Genomic DNA, 16,346 nt, shown 5'->3' with positions numbered 1-16,346 from the left:
TATCTCAACAAACAATCCGCTTATAACTGTGACGCTTTTTGACTATTACTGACTGAAGCAACACTATTTCTCTCTTCCTGTTTACCAATACCTAACCGATAAACCGCCAGAATCATTACGGATCCAACCAAGGCGATAGCCCCTAATAAATACAAACCTGCGACTGACGAATTAAATGCACTCTCTGCCCAGACCCGGATATTAGGTGCCACAAATCCGCCCAAGTTTGCCAATGAGTTAATCAATGCAATACCCGATGCTGCCGCCGCACCACCTAAATAACCGGTAGGGAATGTCCAGAATATTGGCTGTACTGCCAGTAAACCGGCACAACCAATGCACAGAGCAATAAAGGCTAGTAATGGTGTTCCTGCCAACATTGCTGAACCTGCAACCCCGGCAGCCCCCGCTAATAAGGTGAGCGATGCGACCCAACGACGTTCACGAATAACTGTTGAGAAATGCGGAATATAGTAAGCGGCAATTAATGCACATAACCATGGAATACCGGTCACCACACCTACTAAGAACCCAACTTTTGTCCCTAAAATATTGGCCACTTGTGTTGGCAGGAAGAACGCAATTCCGTAAGAGCCAACCTGAATAGTGAAAGCAATCAGACATAGGAAAAGCACTTTCGGATCAAATAATGCTTGTAAAATACTCTTTGGTCCGTGATGAAGTTTGTCGTGTTCTTCCGTTGCCATAGTTTCACATAGTACGTCTCGCTCTGGTTTGGTCAACCACGTACAACGTTCATCTGAGGGCCGATCATCAAGATAGAAATAAGCCCAAATCCCGACCAAAATTGTTAGCAACCCAGTGATCAGAAACATAATTTGCCAACCGTGTAAACCAAATGCACCGTGCATTGATAACAACCCGCCCGACAACGGCCCACCAAGAATAAATGCTAATGGTGGCCCAAACCAAAAGAACCCGGCAACTTTGGCACGCACATTAATCGGGAACCAGAATGTTAGATATAGCATGACACCAGGCATAAAACCGGCCTCACATGCGCCAAGTAAAAAACGCAGTACATAGAAGCTGACTTCTGAATTCACAAACATCATGAGGGATGAAATAGCCCCCCAGGTAACCATAATTCGCGCTAGCCAAATACGAGCACCATATTTAAACATAAATATATTACTTGGCACTTCGAATATGGCATAACCAATAAAGAATATACCGGCACCAAAGGCATATGCTGCATTACTTAACCCTGTATCTAGCTGAAAAGTATCTTTCGCGAAACCAATATTAGCTCGGTCAAGATACGCCATGATATACATCATGGCTAGAAAGGGTAATAATCTTCTGACTGACTTTTTTATCGCTGACGATAGTATTTCACTTTTATCGTTCGGTGACATTTTCCCACTCCTCAATCATTTTTATGATGACAAAGCGGCCCTTTATAAAAACATAACAAATTGTTATAAAAGGCAATTTACTCAGTCACGCCACTCTTCGCCATGGGGATACTCGAATCGCGCCAGCGATGCCTCTTTCATCGTTACGCTATAACCCGGTAATTTGGGTGGCATATAACGCCCACGATTAATGGTGATTGGCTCAATAAAGTTTTCATGTAAGTGGTCAACATATTCCAGCACTCTTTTATCTAATGATGCTGATACAGCGATATAGTCGAATAAAACAATATTCTGGGAATATTGGCATAAACCAACCCCTCCCCCATGTGGGCAAACAGGAATATTAAATTTTGCGGCCAATAATAATACAGCTAAGACTTCATTTAGCCCCCCCAACCGAGCAGGATCTAATTGGCAGAAATCAAGACTGCCGGCCTGAAACATCTGCTTGAACATAACTCGATTATGCGCATGCTCGCCAGTTGCCACGCCAATCGGGGCTATACGTTGACGGATTGCCGCATGGCCTAAAATATCATCCGGGCTGGTGGGTTCCTCAATCCACCAAGGATCAAATGCTGCCAGACGGCGCATGTTCTCCACTGCCTGATCGACATCCCAAATTTGGTTGGCATCCATCATTAATTTGTAATCCCAACCGAGTTCTTCTCGAAGAATGGTGGCACGGCGAATATCTTGCTCAATATCCGCCCCCACTTTTTGCTTCAAATGTGTCCAACCATCCGCCACTGCTTGGCGTGCTAGAGTCCGCATTTTCTCTTCGGAATACCCCAACCAACCCGCCGCGGTAGTGTAACCAGGGAAACCATCACGCAGCATCTCCTCTTCACGCTGAGCTTTAGTAGTAGAGACTTTGCGCAGCATGGTAATGGCTTCTTCTGGTGTCAGCACATCGGTCAGATAAGTGAAATCGACACAATTAACCAATTGTTCTGGCGACATGTCCGCCAGCAATTTCCACACCGGTTTGCCTTCTTTTTTCGCCCACAGATCCCAAATCGCATTAATGATCGCCGCAGTGGCCAGATGGATAACCCCTTTTTCCGGGCCAACCCAGCGTAGCTGACAATCCCCAGCCACCAACTCATGCCAATAACGACCAAAATTAGCCGTGATATCTTCCAGATAACGGTCTTGAACAAACAGAGCAGCCAGCGATTTTACCGCTTGTACACACAGTTCGTTACCACGACCAATCGTAAAAGTAAGACCATTTCCCACCAAATCATCATTCGCATCTGTTCTCAACGTGACATAAGTTGCCGAATAATCAGATATGGCATTCATGGCATCAGAGCCATCCAGATTTTTAGAAGTAGGAAAACGAATATCTTTTACTTCAATATTAATAATTTTGCTTTTCATTTTATTCCTCGGTTTAAAAATCAGTCATTGCATACTGCCAACACATTAAAGACGTACGTGTATCGAAAAATATTCCCTGGTAGAGTAATTTATCGATATTGATACCGGGTATCTTTACTGTTTTCAGCAAGATTAATTCATACGAATTCAGTGGATAGATTATTAATCCTGTACAATAATTTTATTCGCGCACCAAAATTACATTACAATTTAATGTAATTAATAATGAACTCATACAGAAAGCTCACTTTTTATAATACCTGAGAGTCACTAAATTTGAGGTATCATTTAATTCTCCTTCTCGGATTTCGATAATAACAATGTCAATCAATTGATTTTGAGGATAGAGAGATAAATATCCACTTCATCTTTTTTATGACAGATTCGTGCGGTAACTACTATTTTGCTGTTTTTAATCTGCTTTTAACGTGTTTTTTATCGGTTTTTAATTTTCATAAAAGAGATAATAAATCACCTGTTATTTTAATTTATCATTTTATATCAATAATATAGGATCTTTACTTGCTCGCTTCTTATACTTTTTTTCAAAACAGCATCAATCTGTATATTGGCTGATTGAATGCATCATCGATTGTTTTGCCGTGTCCAAATGTTGGCGCAATTCACGCATAGCATTGAGGTCATTACGACAAATCAAGGCACTCAATATGGCCATATGTTCCTCAGTAGCGACAATATTTCTTTGTTTCAAATCCGACTCATCCCATTGATAATGAAAGTGAAATATCACTGATATGATTTCAAGAGACTGGTTAAAAAAGGGATTGTCAGCTGCAGATAAAATAAGCGTATGAAAGGCTTGGTCAAGTTGGGAAAAGGTTCGGTAGTTATCACCGATGGTCTCACGTAACTGCCGGTGGCGCCCTAGCAGCTCTTTAGCCTTTAACCAACGTTCATCATCCGCCGGGAGATTCATAAAACGATTAAGTGCGTGTGTCTCAAGCATTTCTCTCAATTCGAATAATTTTTCGGCATAGTTCTTATCAAACTTTTTCATCCGCCACTGCCCACGACGAACACTTTCTATCAAATTGTAGCGGCAAAAACGCAGCAAAAATTCGCGTACTACAATCGGGCTAACCATCGCCTCTCTTGCTAACTGTAACTCTGAGAAATTATCGCCAGCACGTAATTTCCTCTGATTAATCATATGGAAGAATGCACGTTCAAAGATAATGGTTTGTTCTTCAATGGGCTGGCTAACACTGTCAAAACCATCCATTTCATTAGGTTCTCGCACAATAAGATAATTGCCATTCACTTTTTCTAACACCCCTCGCTCATACAAATAACTCAGAGTGTGATTCACGGTAGTCCGGCTGATGTTATACATTTCGGCTAACGCTGCTTGGGAGGGTAACGGAGACAAAATATGCCCCTTACTTATCCCATCGATGACCTGATTTATCACATTATGGCGAAGGTTTTGGGTTCTGCTCATCATGGCTCCTGAGGTTTTTTATTCATTTAAAACTAATTTAAAGCTGAATAGTCAGCACTAGTTCACAAATAACAGCATTGATTCATCTGGGGAGCGTTTTTTTATTTAATAAAGAGTCCATCTATCAAGAGGCCCCCGTTATGAGAAATATAAATACGATGAAAATATTACTTTGTGAAGAACCCACTAAGCTAATTTATCAACAACGAGAATTACCCAGCCCTAAAGACAATGAAGCTCTAATAAAAGTTTTAAACGTCGGCATTTGTGGTACGGATATACATGCTTGGGCTGGAAATCAACCCTTTTTTAGTTATCCGCGAGTATTAGGCCATGAAATTTGTGGGGAAATAATTAAGCTAGGTAGCAATGTTCATAATATAAATGCTGGGCAACGTGTGGCTGTTATTCCTTATGTTGCTTGCCATCACTGTAATTCCTGTTTGAGTGGAAAAACAAATTGCTGCGAGAATATTTCAGTTATCGGCGTCCATCAGGATGGGGGATTTAGTGAGTATTTATGTGTCCCGACCAGCAATTTATTGATTGTTGACGATGTTGACCCTGTCTCTGCTGCACTGATTGAGCCTTTTGCTATCAGCGCCCATGCCGTGCGTCGGGCCGATGTTCATCCAGATGAACATGTTTTGGTGGTAGGTGCTGGCCCTATAGGGTTGGGAGTGGCGGCAATTGCACAGGCTGACGGGGCTCATGTCGTGATGGCGGATACCAGCATACAACGCCGTGAACATGTGGAGAATCTATTAGATATCCGAGCATTAGATCCAAGTGACTCTGCGTTTGAACCACGCTTACGTCAGCAATTTTCTGGCATGTTGCCACTGAAAGTTATTGATGCCACTGGCAACCAACGCGCAATGAATAACACCGTCAATTTTATTCGTCATGGCGGCAGTATCGTATTTGTCGGTTTATTTAAGGGAGACCTTAGCTTCCCTGACCCTGATTTCCATAAGAAAGAAACCACCATGATGGGCAGCCGAAATGCCACATTTGAAGACTTTGCCAAAGTAGGAAGATTAATGGCCGCAGGTAAGCTATCAGCCGACATGATCCTGACTCATCGGTTTGAATTCAACACATTGGCCAATATCTATGAACAGCAAATCGTGAACAATAAAGATCTTATCAAAGGTGTCATTCAGTTCTGATACTCCATATTTTAAGGATATAGCACTATGTTAACGTTAAATCGCCAGGCATTTCCTGGCCGCCAGCACCCGGATAAGATCATTCAATTTGGTGAGGGCAACTTTCTGCGTGCCTTTGTTGATTGGCAATTAGATTTGTTGAATGAGCACACTGACCTTGATGCCGGAGTGGTGGTCATTCGCCCAATTAACAGTGACTTTCCCCCGTCGCTCAACACTCAGGAAGGGTTGTACACCACAATCATTCGTGGTCTGAATGGACAAGGTGAAAAAGTCAGTGATGCGCGAATTATTCGCTCGGTTAATCGTGAAATCAATATTTATCAAGATTTCGAGAGCTATCTGGCCCTCGCCCATGATGAAAATATTCGTTGGGTCTTCTCCAATACCACCGAAGCAGGCATCAGTTATTCGCCAGAGGATCAATTCAGTGATACCCCTGCGGCCAGTTACCCTGCGAAATTAACCCGTCTGATGTATGAGCGCTTTACTCACTTTGCCGGTGCAGCGGATAAGGGATGGGTATTATTACCATGCGAGCTGATCGACTATAACGGAGAAGCTTTACTAAAACTGGTTTTACGTTATGCACAACAGTGGCAACTCGGCGAAACTTTCAGCCAATGGCTGGTGCAACACAATATATTCTGCTCAACACTCGTGGATCGTATTGTGACCGGCTACCCCCGTGATGAAGCGGCTGCATTGGAACACCAACTCGGTTATCACGATACTTTTCTTGATACCGCCGAACACTTTTATCTGTTTGTTATTCAGGGGCCACAGTCATTGGCACAAGAGTTACGTTTGGATAAATACCCGCTAAATATTCGTATTGTTGATGATATTAAACCTTACAAAGAGCGTAAAGTCGCCATTCTCAATGGTGCGCACACTGCATTAGTCCCCGTCGCCTACCTTGCAGGATTAAATACTGTCGGTGAAGCGATGACCGATCCGCAAATCAGTCAATTTGTCACACAGCTCATAAATGAAGAGATTATCCCGGTATTGGACTTACCCGGCGATGAGTTACAGACATTTGCCCAAGCAGTATTAAGCCGTTTTCGTAATCCGTTCATTCAGCACCAGTTGTTATCGATAGCCCTTAACGGTATGACCAAATTCCGTACACGTATTTTGCCGCAATTATTAGCCAACCAACAAAATAATGGCGCGCTGCCGCCACGATTGAGCTTTGCCTTTGCCGCATTGTTGATGTTTTACCGTGGAAAACGGGGGGAAGAGAGCTACCCATTACAGGATGATGACCACTGGATAAGCCGCTTTGCCTCACTTTGGCAGGGTGTCGAAGAGGGATCATTGACGATGAGAGATCTGGTGCAACAGGTGTTAGCCGATAGCTCTCATTGGGACCAGGACCTTAATCAGACGTCTCATCTGACTGATCAAATTACCGAACAGTTACTCACTATTGAGCGTATAGGGATGCGGGCAGCATTAGCCGCATACAGCTGAGTCCCGCACACAGAAGCCGATACATATGCAAAAAACAATAAGAATACACCCGCTTGATAATGTCGCCGTCGCGCTTTGTGCACTGGATGCAGGCTCGCAGCATGAAGTGCGTGGCGGCGTCATTACGCTGCCTCAAGCAGTGAGTCGCGGGCATAAGTTTGCCTTACAACCTATCCGTTGTGGGCAAAATATCATTAAGTATGGCCTGCCGATTGGACATGCAATCCGTGATATTACCACTGGCGAACATATACACTCGCAGAATGCTAAAACCAATCTGAGTGACCTAGATAAGTACCGCTATCAGCCAGAAGTGGCGATATTACCGCCCCAAATGGCCTGTCGCGAAGTACAAATTTACCGGCGGAGTGAAGGTGATGTCGCCATCCGAAATGAATTATGGATCATTCCGACCGTAGGTTGTGTCAATGGAATTGCCAGACAAATTCAGCAACGTTTCTTACGTGCTAACAACAACGCATTAGACATTGATGGCGTTTATCTTTTTAGCCATCCATTTGGTTGCTCACAACTCGGTGACGATCACCAGAACACACGCACGATGCTGCAAAATATGGTGCGACATCCTAATGCAGGCGCAGTACTGGTGGTAGGCTTGGGATGTGAAAATAATCAGGTTGATGCCTTTCGCGAAACTCTTGGCCCTGTTGATGAACAGCGGGTGAGGTTTATGGTTTGTCAGCAACAAGGGGATGAAGTGGCCGCTGGCGTGGCGCAACTTCAGATGCTGTATGAGACGATACGCGATGATAAACGCGTTACTGGCCATCTCGGGGAGCTGAAATTTGGTCTGGAATGCGGTGGTTCTGATGGGTTATCGGGTATTACAGCCAACCCACTGCTGGGGCGGTTCTCAGATTACATCATTTCTCATGGCGGTACCTCGGTGCTGACAGAGGTGCCAGAGATGTTTGGGGCAGAACGTATTTTGATGAGTCGCTGTCGCGATATCACCACCTTTGATAAAACAGTCAGTATGGTCAATGAATTTAAGCAATATTTCATTGACCACCACCAGCCAATTTATGAAAACCCCTCACCAGGAAACAAAGCGGGCGGCATTACCACATTGGAGGAAAAATCTCTGGGATGCACCCAAAAGGCGGGGCAAAGTCAGGTGGTTGATGTGCTGAAATATGCAGAAAGACTGAAAACACCGGGATTGAATCTGCTTAGTGCTCCCGGTAATGACGCCGTCGCCACCAGTGCGCTCGCTGGTGCAGGTTGCCATATGGTGCTGTTCAGTACGGGCCGTGGGACACCTTATGGTGGTTTTGTTCCTACCGTTAAACTGGCTACCAACACTGAACTGGCGATGCAAAAACCGCATTGGATCGATTTCGATGCGGGTCAGCTTATTCATGGGGTAAATATGGAGGAGTTACTGGCAGAGTTTATTGATCTCATTGTGGCTATTGCCAATGGTCAGCGAGCGCGTAATGAAGTGAATGACTTTCGCGAACTGGCCATTTTCAAAAGTGGTGTCACGTTGTAATAGAAAAGCGGGCAGATTGTCCTCTGCCCGCCCATCAAAATCCACATAACCACGCCAGCCGCTGAGATAACTTATCCCTATATTCATCATCAAAGTCTGTTATTAACATATTGAATAAAAAGTAAATTACGCTCATTCATATTGCCAATCTCTATTCGACCATACTCAGCGATCATTCAAAAGATTGAGAAATTGTCGGGTTCGAGCATGACGCGGCGTCACTAAAATATCCTGCGGCACACCGTCATCCACAATTTTGCCTTGCTCCATAAAAATCACCCTATCCGCCACATCACGGGCAAAATTCATTTCATGTGTCACCAATAACATGGTCATTTGCTGCTCATGGGCAATGTGGCGAATGACACCTAAAACCTCGCTGACCAGTTCGGGATCCAGTGCCGACGTCACCTCGTCGAATAACATCACTTTAGGGCGCATTGCCAAAGCGCGGGCAATCGCCACTCGCTGCTGCTGCCCACCCGATAAAGTGGCTGGCCAGGCATTAGCTTTATGCGCCAGTCCAACCAGTTGCAAGTAATGGTGAGCGCGCGCCCTCGCCTCCTCGGCTTCTACATTTAGAACTCGCTGCGGAGCTTCCGTAATATTTTGCTCAACAGTGAGATGCGGGAATAAGTTAAAGTGCTGAAATACCATGCCAACCACATGACTCACTGGTAGGCGGCGTTGGAATAATGAACGCCTATTCGCTTTGACCGGCACGCCCTCAACAGTTATCTGCCCGGAGGTAAAAGTTTCCAACCCCTTAATCAGCCGCAATATGGTTGATTTCCCGGAGCCACTGGGGCCTATCAACGCTACTTTTTGCCCTGCTGGAATCGATAAATCAAGGTGGTCTAACACCCGTGTTTCGCCATAGTTCTTCACCACTTGCGATAATGTGATCTGAGTCGGTGAAGTTATCGAAGATTCAAACATGTGCACGCCGCCTTTCCAGATAACTAAACAATAAGGAGGTTGGTAAACTAATAAGTAGGAACAGTATCGCCATTAAAGTGTATGGCTCGTTATAGCGGTAAGTCAGGCCAGCAACCTGTTTTGCTGCCTGAAACAATTCCGGGATAGTAATCACCGCCAGTAAAGGCGTTTCTTTAAACATACCAATCAGGTAATTCCCCAGCACCGGCAGCATCGGTTTCAAGGCCTGCGGTAAAATGATGCGCGTCCACTGCGTCACGGGCGAAAAATCGAGCGCACGAGCCGCTTCCCACTGCCCTTGTGGTACACCGTTGATAGCACCACGGAATGCTTCGGCAATATAGGCACCATAATAAAGCCCCATACCGACCACGCCGGTGACTATCGCAGGTAGTGTTAATCCACTGAGTGGTAAGGCAAAAAATAGAAAATAGAGTTGTACCAACAGCGGAGTGTTGCGAAAAAATGAGACATACGCCCGGCACACGGCGGTGAGGATGCGTGAAGGGAGTTGCAGCAGCACAGCCACCAGCATTCCCAGCAGAGTTGCCACGATAAAACCGGCCAGCACCACCTCAAAAGTCACCAGCAAACCGGGCAATAAATCCGGCAAGATTGACCAGGCAAACGCGAAATCAAAATCCATAGCTATTTCCCTACAAAACTCATCACCAGCCCAATAGCACTAAAGATTCCCGACCTGACGGTAGCGAGTATGATGCCGTTCGTAATATGCCACCAGACGGGTCAATGGCCATGCCATGGCAAAATAGCACAGCAGCACTATGCTCCAGATCAGCGTCTGGTCACCGAGCGTCGTAATCAGTGAGGCCCCGGCAAAGGTCAAATCACTGAGCGTAATTAAAGAAACCAGTGAGGTAGACTTCAGCAGCTCCACAAGTAAATTACCCAATGGTGGCAGCATAAAAGGCAATGCCTGCGGCAGAATAATGCGACGAAAAGCCATCAGCGGTGGAAAGTCGAGCGCTTGCAAAGCATCACGCTGCCCTTGGCTAACATTGACGATAGCGCTGCGAACAATTTCAGCACCAAAAGAAGAAAAGTTAAGCCCGAGACCAATCACCGCTGTAGCCATCGGGCTAATACTGATGCCAAACAAAGGCAAAATAAAAAACAGATAAAACAGTTGTACCAGTGCTGAGGTACCGCGTAAAAACTCAATACAGGCGCCGGTTATCAACCGCACGGACCGCAAAGGGGAAAGGCGCAATAAAGCAAAAACAAACGAGAGCACCAAAGCCAATACGGCGGATAATAAAGTAATTTGCACAGTGACCCATGCCCCGTGAGCCAGCTCACCGACCACAAACGGTATATTGCTCAATTCCATAATGTTAACTCAGTGTACGCTAACCTACTCCCCTCGCTCGGACGGTGTCGGAGCCAGGCTTATCAACCATTCACCCTGATTGACGATGTTATGATTCACTATCATCAATATCAGGCCAGAAAAAGGCGCTATCACATCAGCTACCCATTCACCGTACAAATTTTTAATCACGCCAAGGCGTTGCCCTCGACTCACTTGCTCTCCGGCGACGATGTCCAGATACCAGCGACCACTGAAGGGAGCTTCAACTTTAGCGAAATTATCAACCACCCTATTGCGCCGTATCCGCACTGCGACAGGGTCTGACGTCAGCCCTAACTGGCGGGCAATATTGGCTACACCATTAAAATGAAATTGCGTATTTTCCTCATCAAGAATGCCATTTGCCCCGCCCTCAGACATCACTGCATGACGCCCCAACCACGGCAATTCATTAGTCGCTCTCCCTCGATTATTGGTTTGATCCACCGCAAACTCCACAATCGCATCAGCATCAAATTGATGAGCCAATGAGGTGGTAATATTGTCAAACTCATCATTGCCAACCCGCTGGCACATAACAAATTTGGCAACATCCTCGCGCAAATCACCGCCATGCAAATCAATAAATACCGCCGCCTCTTTCGCCCAACTATTCAGCACCGCATCAATCAAAACTTCACTGAAGCTCCCTTGCGGGGAACCGGGGGAAAGGAAGTTAATATTTTTATTATCTTCTGGACAGACAAACTCAGAATGCAAATACAAACCGGGCATATTCAGCACCGGTAAAATGCTTACTGAGCCACGCACCAACTTTTCAGCAAAATAGTCTTTTAAGCGCAAGGCTGCTTCCATGGCCGATACTTCATTCGGATGCATTCCAGCGATAATGGCAAGTGAAGGCCCCGCTTGTGGGGCCTCAATATCAAAATAGGGTAATTCTAGTGTGGCCAGCGTTGGGTGAGCGAAAGACAACATTCCCCAGCTCAATGTCCCAGTCTGCCCTACGACATGCTTTGAATATGATGGACTGACTAAATTTTTTGACATAAATAACCTATACATCTCAGCGAAAACTATTTCTGAAAACTATGCCTGTGGCTCACAAATTTGGCTGGCTTGAACGTCTATTGGTGGCAGTTCATTTTCGGTATAGCCATATTTTTGCAGGATTTTCAGTAACTCTCCTGAAGTGCGTAATTTCGCTAATTCAGCATTAAATGCTTGAGTAAAGGCGGGGTCATTGTGCGGTAAACCAAACGCATGGAAGTTGTAGCTAGGCTTGCCATGTGCATCAGGAATTTGCTCGAAAGGCAGCGCGCGCTCAACTGCCGGGTCATTTGATTTTTTCAATAAACTGATGATTTCAGCGTCAGGGAAATACACCGCATCGACACGATTGGCTTTCAGAGCCGCTAATGCTTCGGTGTCTTTATCAAACAGCACCACATTACCTGCAGCAATACCACTGTCTTTCGCTTCCGTGATTTGATTAGTACCATTTTGTGTACCAAGGCGAGCTTTATTATTGGCCGCCACATCTTTCAGACTGTGTAAATTCAGTGGATTACCTTTTTTCACAATAAAGGCTCCGCCCGAACGTGTCACCGGATTAGAGAAACCAATCACTTTGCAGCGCGCCGGATTAATAAATAACCCGGCACCAATGACATCAAATCGCTTGGCGGCTAAACCGGGGACTAATGCACCAAAATCAACAATCGGGGTTTCTATCTGGGTAATTCCTAGCGGCTTCAACACGGCACGCAGGACTTCCACATTAGCCCCGGTCACCTTGCCATCCGTGCCGATATAACCATAAGGTTGCTCATTAGCAATCCCCGCAATCAACACCTCGTTATTTTTGGCTTTATCTAATAAACTCGCAGCCGCCGCATTAAATGACAGGGCTGTATTTAACAATAGCGATGCACTCAATATCCCGCTCAGGGATAAAGCTTTTGTCAGTTTCATGTGTATTTACCTGGTGAGAAATAAATTAAAATTTTCGATCAGAAGATTATCTGTCTTATTAGCAATATCGTTTTAACTGTTAGTTTTTCAATAAAAAAGTAATTTAATGATGAATAAATTCAATGCCATATAGCCCACCAATAGCATTTATTGTTTCTAGCAAATGCGCGCCATCAGCTTGAGGAGCGGCATTTTCTGCCTCTTGAGCCGGTATTGATGACCACAGGGAAAAGCCGGTAAACCATGCCGCTATCTTAGCCATTTTCGCCTCTGCTTATTTATCTCATGGGGTGGACTGACTATGAGTAAACGCTGAACTACGCAATAAATGAAATAAACATTATTGCTTTTCATATACAAAATTTAGATATCTCAGCCCAAGCTTGGGATAGAAACGAAGAATTTAGAATTTTCAGGATGCCAGTGATAGCTCAAGGCGTTATCTTGAATACACTCCAAATACACCCAAAGTCATCGGCACTGCAAATAGGCTGCAAAAACCAAGGGTAAACCCAGAGGAATAACGCATGTTTGTCATCACCCTAACTTACCACCAACCAATCGACGTTGTTGAACCCCTTACAGAAAGCCATAAAGAGTGGCTAAAAAAATATTATGCGCAAGGTGCCTTTATTGCGTCAGGCCGGAAAGTGCCACGTACAGGGGGGATTATTCTGGCAAAAAGTATTGCTCGCGAAGAATTGGATAAGATATTGGCTGAAGATCCGTTTAATGCAGTGGCTCATTATGAGGTCGTTGAGTTTATTCCGTCCATGGCCATTGAGTCAGTTGAAGCATTAAAAACACTGTAATGCTGTTAATAACTCACCATAATAGCGGCCATGGTTGATACCATGGCCTACAGCGACTCAGTATCTTCAGAGGATAACGCCGCCCGTTGCTGACGCTGTTCCATAATGCGATGCAGATTATCCTCAAGCCAAAGAGCCAGCCCCTCGACCTTTTCTTGAACTTCTTTTCCCAATGGCGTCAACTTATATTCCACATGAGGCGGTACGACCGGATAAGCAATGCGGTCAATAAAACCGTCTTCTTCAAGGTGTTGGAGCGTCTGTGCCAGCATTTTTTCACTAACGCCACCAATTTTGCGCCTCAACGCACTAAAGCGCAGGGTTTCATTACTTAGAGCAATCAGTATCAAGACGCCCCAACGGCTAGTGATACGCTTGAGGACTTCTCTTGACGGACACTTGGCATTGAGCAACTCGCCGCGCCGAACTTGTTCCGGAAACGAAATATTGCTGCTTAAATTTTGCGACTCCATTATTTTCATACTAACCTTTTGGTACGTACTTACTTAAAGTTAGTATATTGCATATGATGATCTTAAGGGCAGTTTTTTTAACGAATAACATCGTTTATTTCTTAGAAACAGCACATCACCTTTCCCATAAGACATAATTTGGAGCTTCTCAATGATCGCAGTCACCGGTGCTACCGGCCAATTAGGCCGCCTTGTTATTGACGCATTACTGAAAAAAGTCCCAGCCAGTGAAATTATTGCTGCCGTCCGTAGCCCTGAAAAAGCCAGCGATTTGGCTGCGTTAGGAGTTCAGGTGCGCAAAGCCGATTATGGTCAACCTGCAACCTTAGATACGGCCTTTGAAGGAGTTGATAAGCTGCTGTTAATTTCCTCGAGTGAAGTGGGTCAGCGTGTGGCTCAACACACAGCGGTGATCGAAGCCGCTAAGCGCGCAAAGGTCAAACTGTTGGCCTATACCAGCTTATTACATGCTGATAAAAGTTCGCTCGGATTAGGCGAAGAACATCGCGCCACAGAAACGTTGTTACGGGAGTCTGGTCTGCCTGTGGTGCTATTACGTAATGGCTGGTACACCGAGAACTACGCCGCCAGCATTGCCCCCGCCTTAGTACACGGTGTGTTTATCGGTGCTGTAGGGGATGGGCGGATCGCCTCTGCTACACGTGAAGATTATGCGCAGGCTGCCGCGGCAGTACTGACTCAAGAAAATCACGCTGGCAAAGTTTACGAATTAGCCGGTGATGACAGCTATACATTGGCTGAGTTCTCAGCAGAAATTGCGCGCCAATCAGGCAAACCCGTGGTCTATCAAGATTTGTCAGAAACCGATTTTAAACAAGCGCTGATTGGCGCGGGCTTACCCGATGGATTCGCAGGTTTGCTGGCCGATTCTGATGCGGGAGCGGCTAAAGGTGGGTTATTTGATGACAGCCACACATTGAGCAAACTTATTGGTCGCCCAACCACGCCTTATACCAAGGTGATTGCCGCCACACTGGCCGCACGTTAAATATTGCCATCATCATGATGACCGGTCACGCTCAAGTAACCGGTCATATCTATCACTTAGGATTTAGCCGCGTCCAGTGCCTGAGCAAGGTCATTCAGAATATCGTCAATATGCTCGATGCCGATCGACAACCTCACCATATCCCGCGGTACACCCGCCTTGATAAGTTCTTCATCATTAAGCTGACGGTGTGTGGTGGAGGCTGGGTGACAAGCTAAAGATTTGGCATCACCAATATTCACCAACCGCACAATTAAATTCAGCGCATCAATAAACCGCCCACCCGCTTCCTGACCACCATGAATACCAAATGATAATATTGCTGCCGGTTTACCACCAAAATAGCGTTGCGCTAATTCATGCTCCGGATGGTCGGGTAAGCCCGCATATTTAACCCAACTGACTTGCGGATGATTTTTTAAGTAATGGGCAACTTTCAGCGCATTTTCCGTATGACGCTCCATGCGCAGTGCCAAGGTTTCCAGCCCCTGCAAAATCAAGAATGCATTAAACGGCGATAACGCCGCGCCAGTATTACGTAGCGGGACAACCCGGCAACGTCCAATATAAGCGGCGGCACCAAATTGCTCGGTATAAGTCACACCGTGATAGGACGGATCCGGTGTATTCAATTGCGCAAAACGGTCTGGATATTGTGACCAAGGGAATTTCCCGGAATCCACCACAATGCCGCCAATACTGGAACCATGACCGCCAATGTATTTAGTTAAGGAATGAACCACAACATCCGCACCATGCTCAAATGGCCGGCAAAGAATAGGCGTCGCAACGGTATTATCAACAATTAGCGGCACACCATGACGATGGGCTGCATCAGCCAACGTCTTCAAATCAACAATATTGCCCGCTGGATTACCAATTGATTCACAAAAAACCGCCTTTGTCCGATCATCAATTAAGGATTCCAATGTTTCAATATCATCATGGTCAGCAAAACGGGTTTCGATGCCATAACGCGGCAAGGTGTGAGCCAGTAAGTTATATGTCCCACCGTATAACTTGGCCACCGACACGATATTATCCCCAGCTTCAGCAATGGTTTGAATCGCATAAGTAATGGCCGCCATTCCTGATGCCACCGCCAGAGCAGCAATTCCGCCCTCCAGAGCGGCGACACGCTGTTCCAGTACATCATTGGTTGGGTTCATGATGCGCGAGTAAATATTACCTGCCACTTTTAAATCAAATAAATCAGCCCCATGCTGGGTATCATCAAAGGCAAAAGAAGAGGTTTGATAAATAGGCACCGCAACAGCTTTGGTCGTTGGATCCGGCGAATAACCAGCATGAATAGATAACGTTTCTAATTTCATTCTTTATCCTTTGTATACATGATAATACCGAGAATTATGGAGCGATAAACAATGCTGCAGCCCTGAGTCAGACAG

At 45.5% G+C, this 16,346-nt stretch carries 16 protein-coding genes; 5 read left to right on the top strand and 11 right to left on the bottom strand.

Annotated elements, in window-relative coordinates:
* Nucleotides 1-20: 20 nt before the first annotated feature.
* From ACIOG0_RS09285 to ACIOG0_RS09275, 3 genes are all read right to left on the bottom strand, one after another.
* Nucleotides 21-1,379, bottom strand: coding sequence for an MFS transporter (locus ACIOG0_RS09285; protein WP_050097336.1), 1,359 nt, complete (start codon nt 1,377-1,379; stop codon nt 21-23).
* Between the two features lie 81 nt (nt 1,380-1,460).
* On the bottom strand, nt 1,461-2,768 hold the full coding sequence (locus ACIOG0_RS09280) for an enolase C-terminal domain-like protein (RefSeq protein WP_050097334.1): 1,308 nt from the start codon (nt 2,766-2,768) through the stop codon (nt 1,461-1,463).
* A 556-nt stretch (nt 2,769-3,324) separates the two neighbouring features.
* The gene (locus tag ACIOG0_RS09275; protein ID WP_050097333.1) at nt 3,325-4,230 is read right to left on the bottom strand and encodes a GntR family transcriptional regulator; all 906 of its coding nucleotides are present in this window, start codon (nt 4,228-4,230) and stop codon (nt 3,325-3,327) included.
* Between the two features lie 149 nt (nt 4,231-4,379).
* Between ACIOG0_RS09275 and ACIOG0_RS09270 the strand changes: the two genes are divergently transcribed.
* The 3 genes from ACIOG0_RS09270 to ACIOG0_RS09260 are packed head-to-tail and all read left to right on the top strand — an operon-like array spanning nt 4,380 to nt 8,397.
* Nucleotides 4,380-5,402 carry a zinc-binding alcohol dehydrogenase family protein gene (locus ACIOG0_RS09270; RefSeq protein ID WP_050139788.1) on the top strand — a complete coding sequence of 341 codons (1,023 nt, stop codon included), beginning with the start codon at nt 4,380-4,382 and terminating at the stop codon, nt 5,400-5,402.
* Nucleotides 5,403-5,429: 27 nt separating this feature from the next.
* A complete protein-coding gene (locus ACIOG0_RS09265; protein WP_050295355.1) occupies nt 5,430-6,881 on the top strand; it encodes a tagaturonate reductase in 1,452 nt (483 codons plus the stop codon).
* A 25-nt stretch (nt 6,882-6,906) separates the two neighbouring features.
* On the top strand, nt 6,907-8,397 hold the full coding sequence (locus ACIOG0_RS09260) for a UxaA family hydrolase (protein ID WP_050139653.1): 1,491 nt from the start codon (nt 6,907-6,909) through the stop codon (nt 8,395-8,397).
* A 165-nt stretch (nt 8,398-8,562) separates the two neighbouring features.
* On the opposite strand, the gene ACIOG0_RS09255 is transcribed toward ACIOG0_RS09260, so the two are convergent.
* From ACIOG0_RS09255 to ACIOG0_RS09230, 6 genes are all read right to left on the bottom strand, one after another.
* A complete protein-coding gene (locus ACIOG0_RS09255) occupies nt 8,563-9,336 on the bottom strand; it encodes an amino acid ABC transporter ATP-binding protein (RefSeq protein WP_050097329.1) in 774 nt (257 codons plus the stop codon).
* Nucleotides 9,329-9,982: an ectoine/hydroxyectoine ABC transporter permease subunit EhuD gene (gene ehuD / locus ACIOG0_RS09250; RefSeq protein ID WP_050097328.1), complete on the bottom strand. Its 654-nt coding sequence runs from the start codon at nt 9,980-9,982 to the stop codon at nt 9,329-9,331. The genes ACIOG0_RS09255 and ehuD overlap by 8 nt, the downstream gene beginning before the upstream one ends.
* A 39-nt stretch (nt 9,983-10,021) precedes the next feature.
* A complete protein-coding gene (gene ehuC / locus ACIOG0_RS09245) occupies nt 10,022-10,687 on the bottom strand; it encodes an ectoine/hydroxyectoine ABC transporter permease subunit EhuC (protein ID WP_050097326.1) in 666 nt (221 codons plus the stop codon).
* 24 nt (nt 10,688-10,711) lie between these two features.
* The gene (locus ACIOG0_RS09240; protein ID WP_230678311.1) at nt 10,712-11,719 is read right to left on the bottom strand and encodes a succinylglutamate desuccinylase/aspartoacylase family protein; all 1,008 of its coding nucleotides are present in this window, start codon (nt 11,717-11,719) and stop codon (nt 10,712-10,714) included.
* A gap of 39 nt (nt 11,720-11,758) precedes the next feature.
* Entirely contained in the window at nt 11,759-12,643 is an 885-nt protein-coding gene (gene ehuB, locus ACIOG0_RS09235; protein ID WP_050097324.1) for an ectoine/hydroxyectoine ABC transporter substrate-binding protein EhuB, read from the bottom strand.
* Between the two features lie 103 nt (nt 12,644-12,746).
* Nucleotides 12,747-12,905: a hypothetical protein gene (locus tag ACIOG0_RS09230; RefSeq protein ID WP_164908300.1), complete on the bottom strand. Its 159-nt coding sequence runs from the start codon at nt 12,903-12,905 to the stop codon at nt 12,747-12,749.
* A 265-nt stretch (nt 12,906-13,170) separates the two neighbouring features.
* On the opposite strand from ACIOG0_RS09230, the gene ACIOG0_RS09225 reads away from it, so the two are divergent.
* A complete protein-coding gene (locus ACIOG0_RS09225; protein ID WP_050097323.1) occupies nt 13,171-13,455 on the top strand; it encodes a YciI family protein in 285 nt (94 codons plus the stop codon).
* A 47-nt stretch (nt 13,456-13,502) separates the two neighbouring features.
* Here the strand turns inward: ACIOG0_RS09225 and ACIOG0_RS09220 are convergent, their stop codons facing one another.
* Nucleotides 13,503-13,937, bottom strand: a complete 435-nt coding sequence (locus tag ACIOG0_RS09220) for a helix-turn-helix domain-containing protein (protein ID WP_128450837.1) — start codon at nt 13,935-13,937, stop codon at nt 13,503-13,505.
* Between the two features lie 142 nt (nt 13,938-14,079).
* On the opposite strand from ACIOG0_RS09220, the gene ACIOG0_RS09215 reads away from it, so the two are divergent.
* Nucleotides 14,080-14,937, top strand: a complete 858-nt coding sequence (locus ACIOG0_RS09215; RefSeq protein ID WP_050139654.1) for an SDR family oxidoreductase — start codon at nt 14,080-14,082, stop codon at nt 14,935-14,937.
* Between the two features lie 56 nt (nt 14,938-14,993).
* Here the strand turns inward: ACIOG0_RS09215 and ACIOG0_RS09210 are convergent, their stop codons facing one another.
* A complete protein-coding gene (locus tag ACIOG0_RS09210) occupies nt 14,994-16,271 on the bottom strand; it encodes a bifunctional O-acetylhomoserine aminocarboxypropyltransferase/cysteine synthase (protein ID WP_050097319.1) in 1,278 nt (425 codons plus the stop codon).
* Nucleotides 16,272-16,346 lie beyond the last annotated feature (75 nt).

Source organism: Yersinia vastinensis (assembly GCF_044905075.1).
In the GTDB taxonomy this organism is placed as follows: Bacteria; Pseudomonadota; Gammaproteobacteria; order Enterobacterales; family Enterobacteriaceae; genus Yersinia; species Yersinia vastinensis.
Note: the sequence above shows the minus strand (reverse complement) of the source record. Positions and strands in the feature narration are given on the sequence as shown.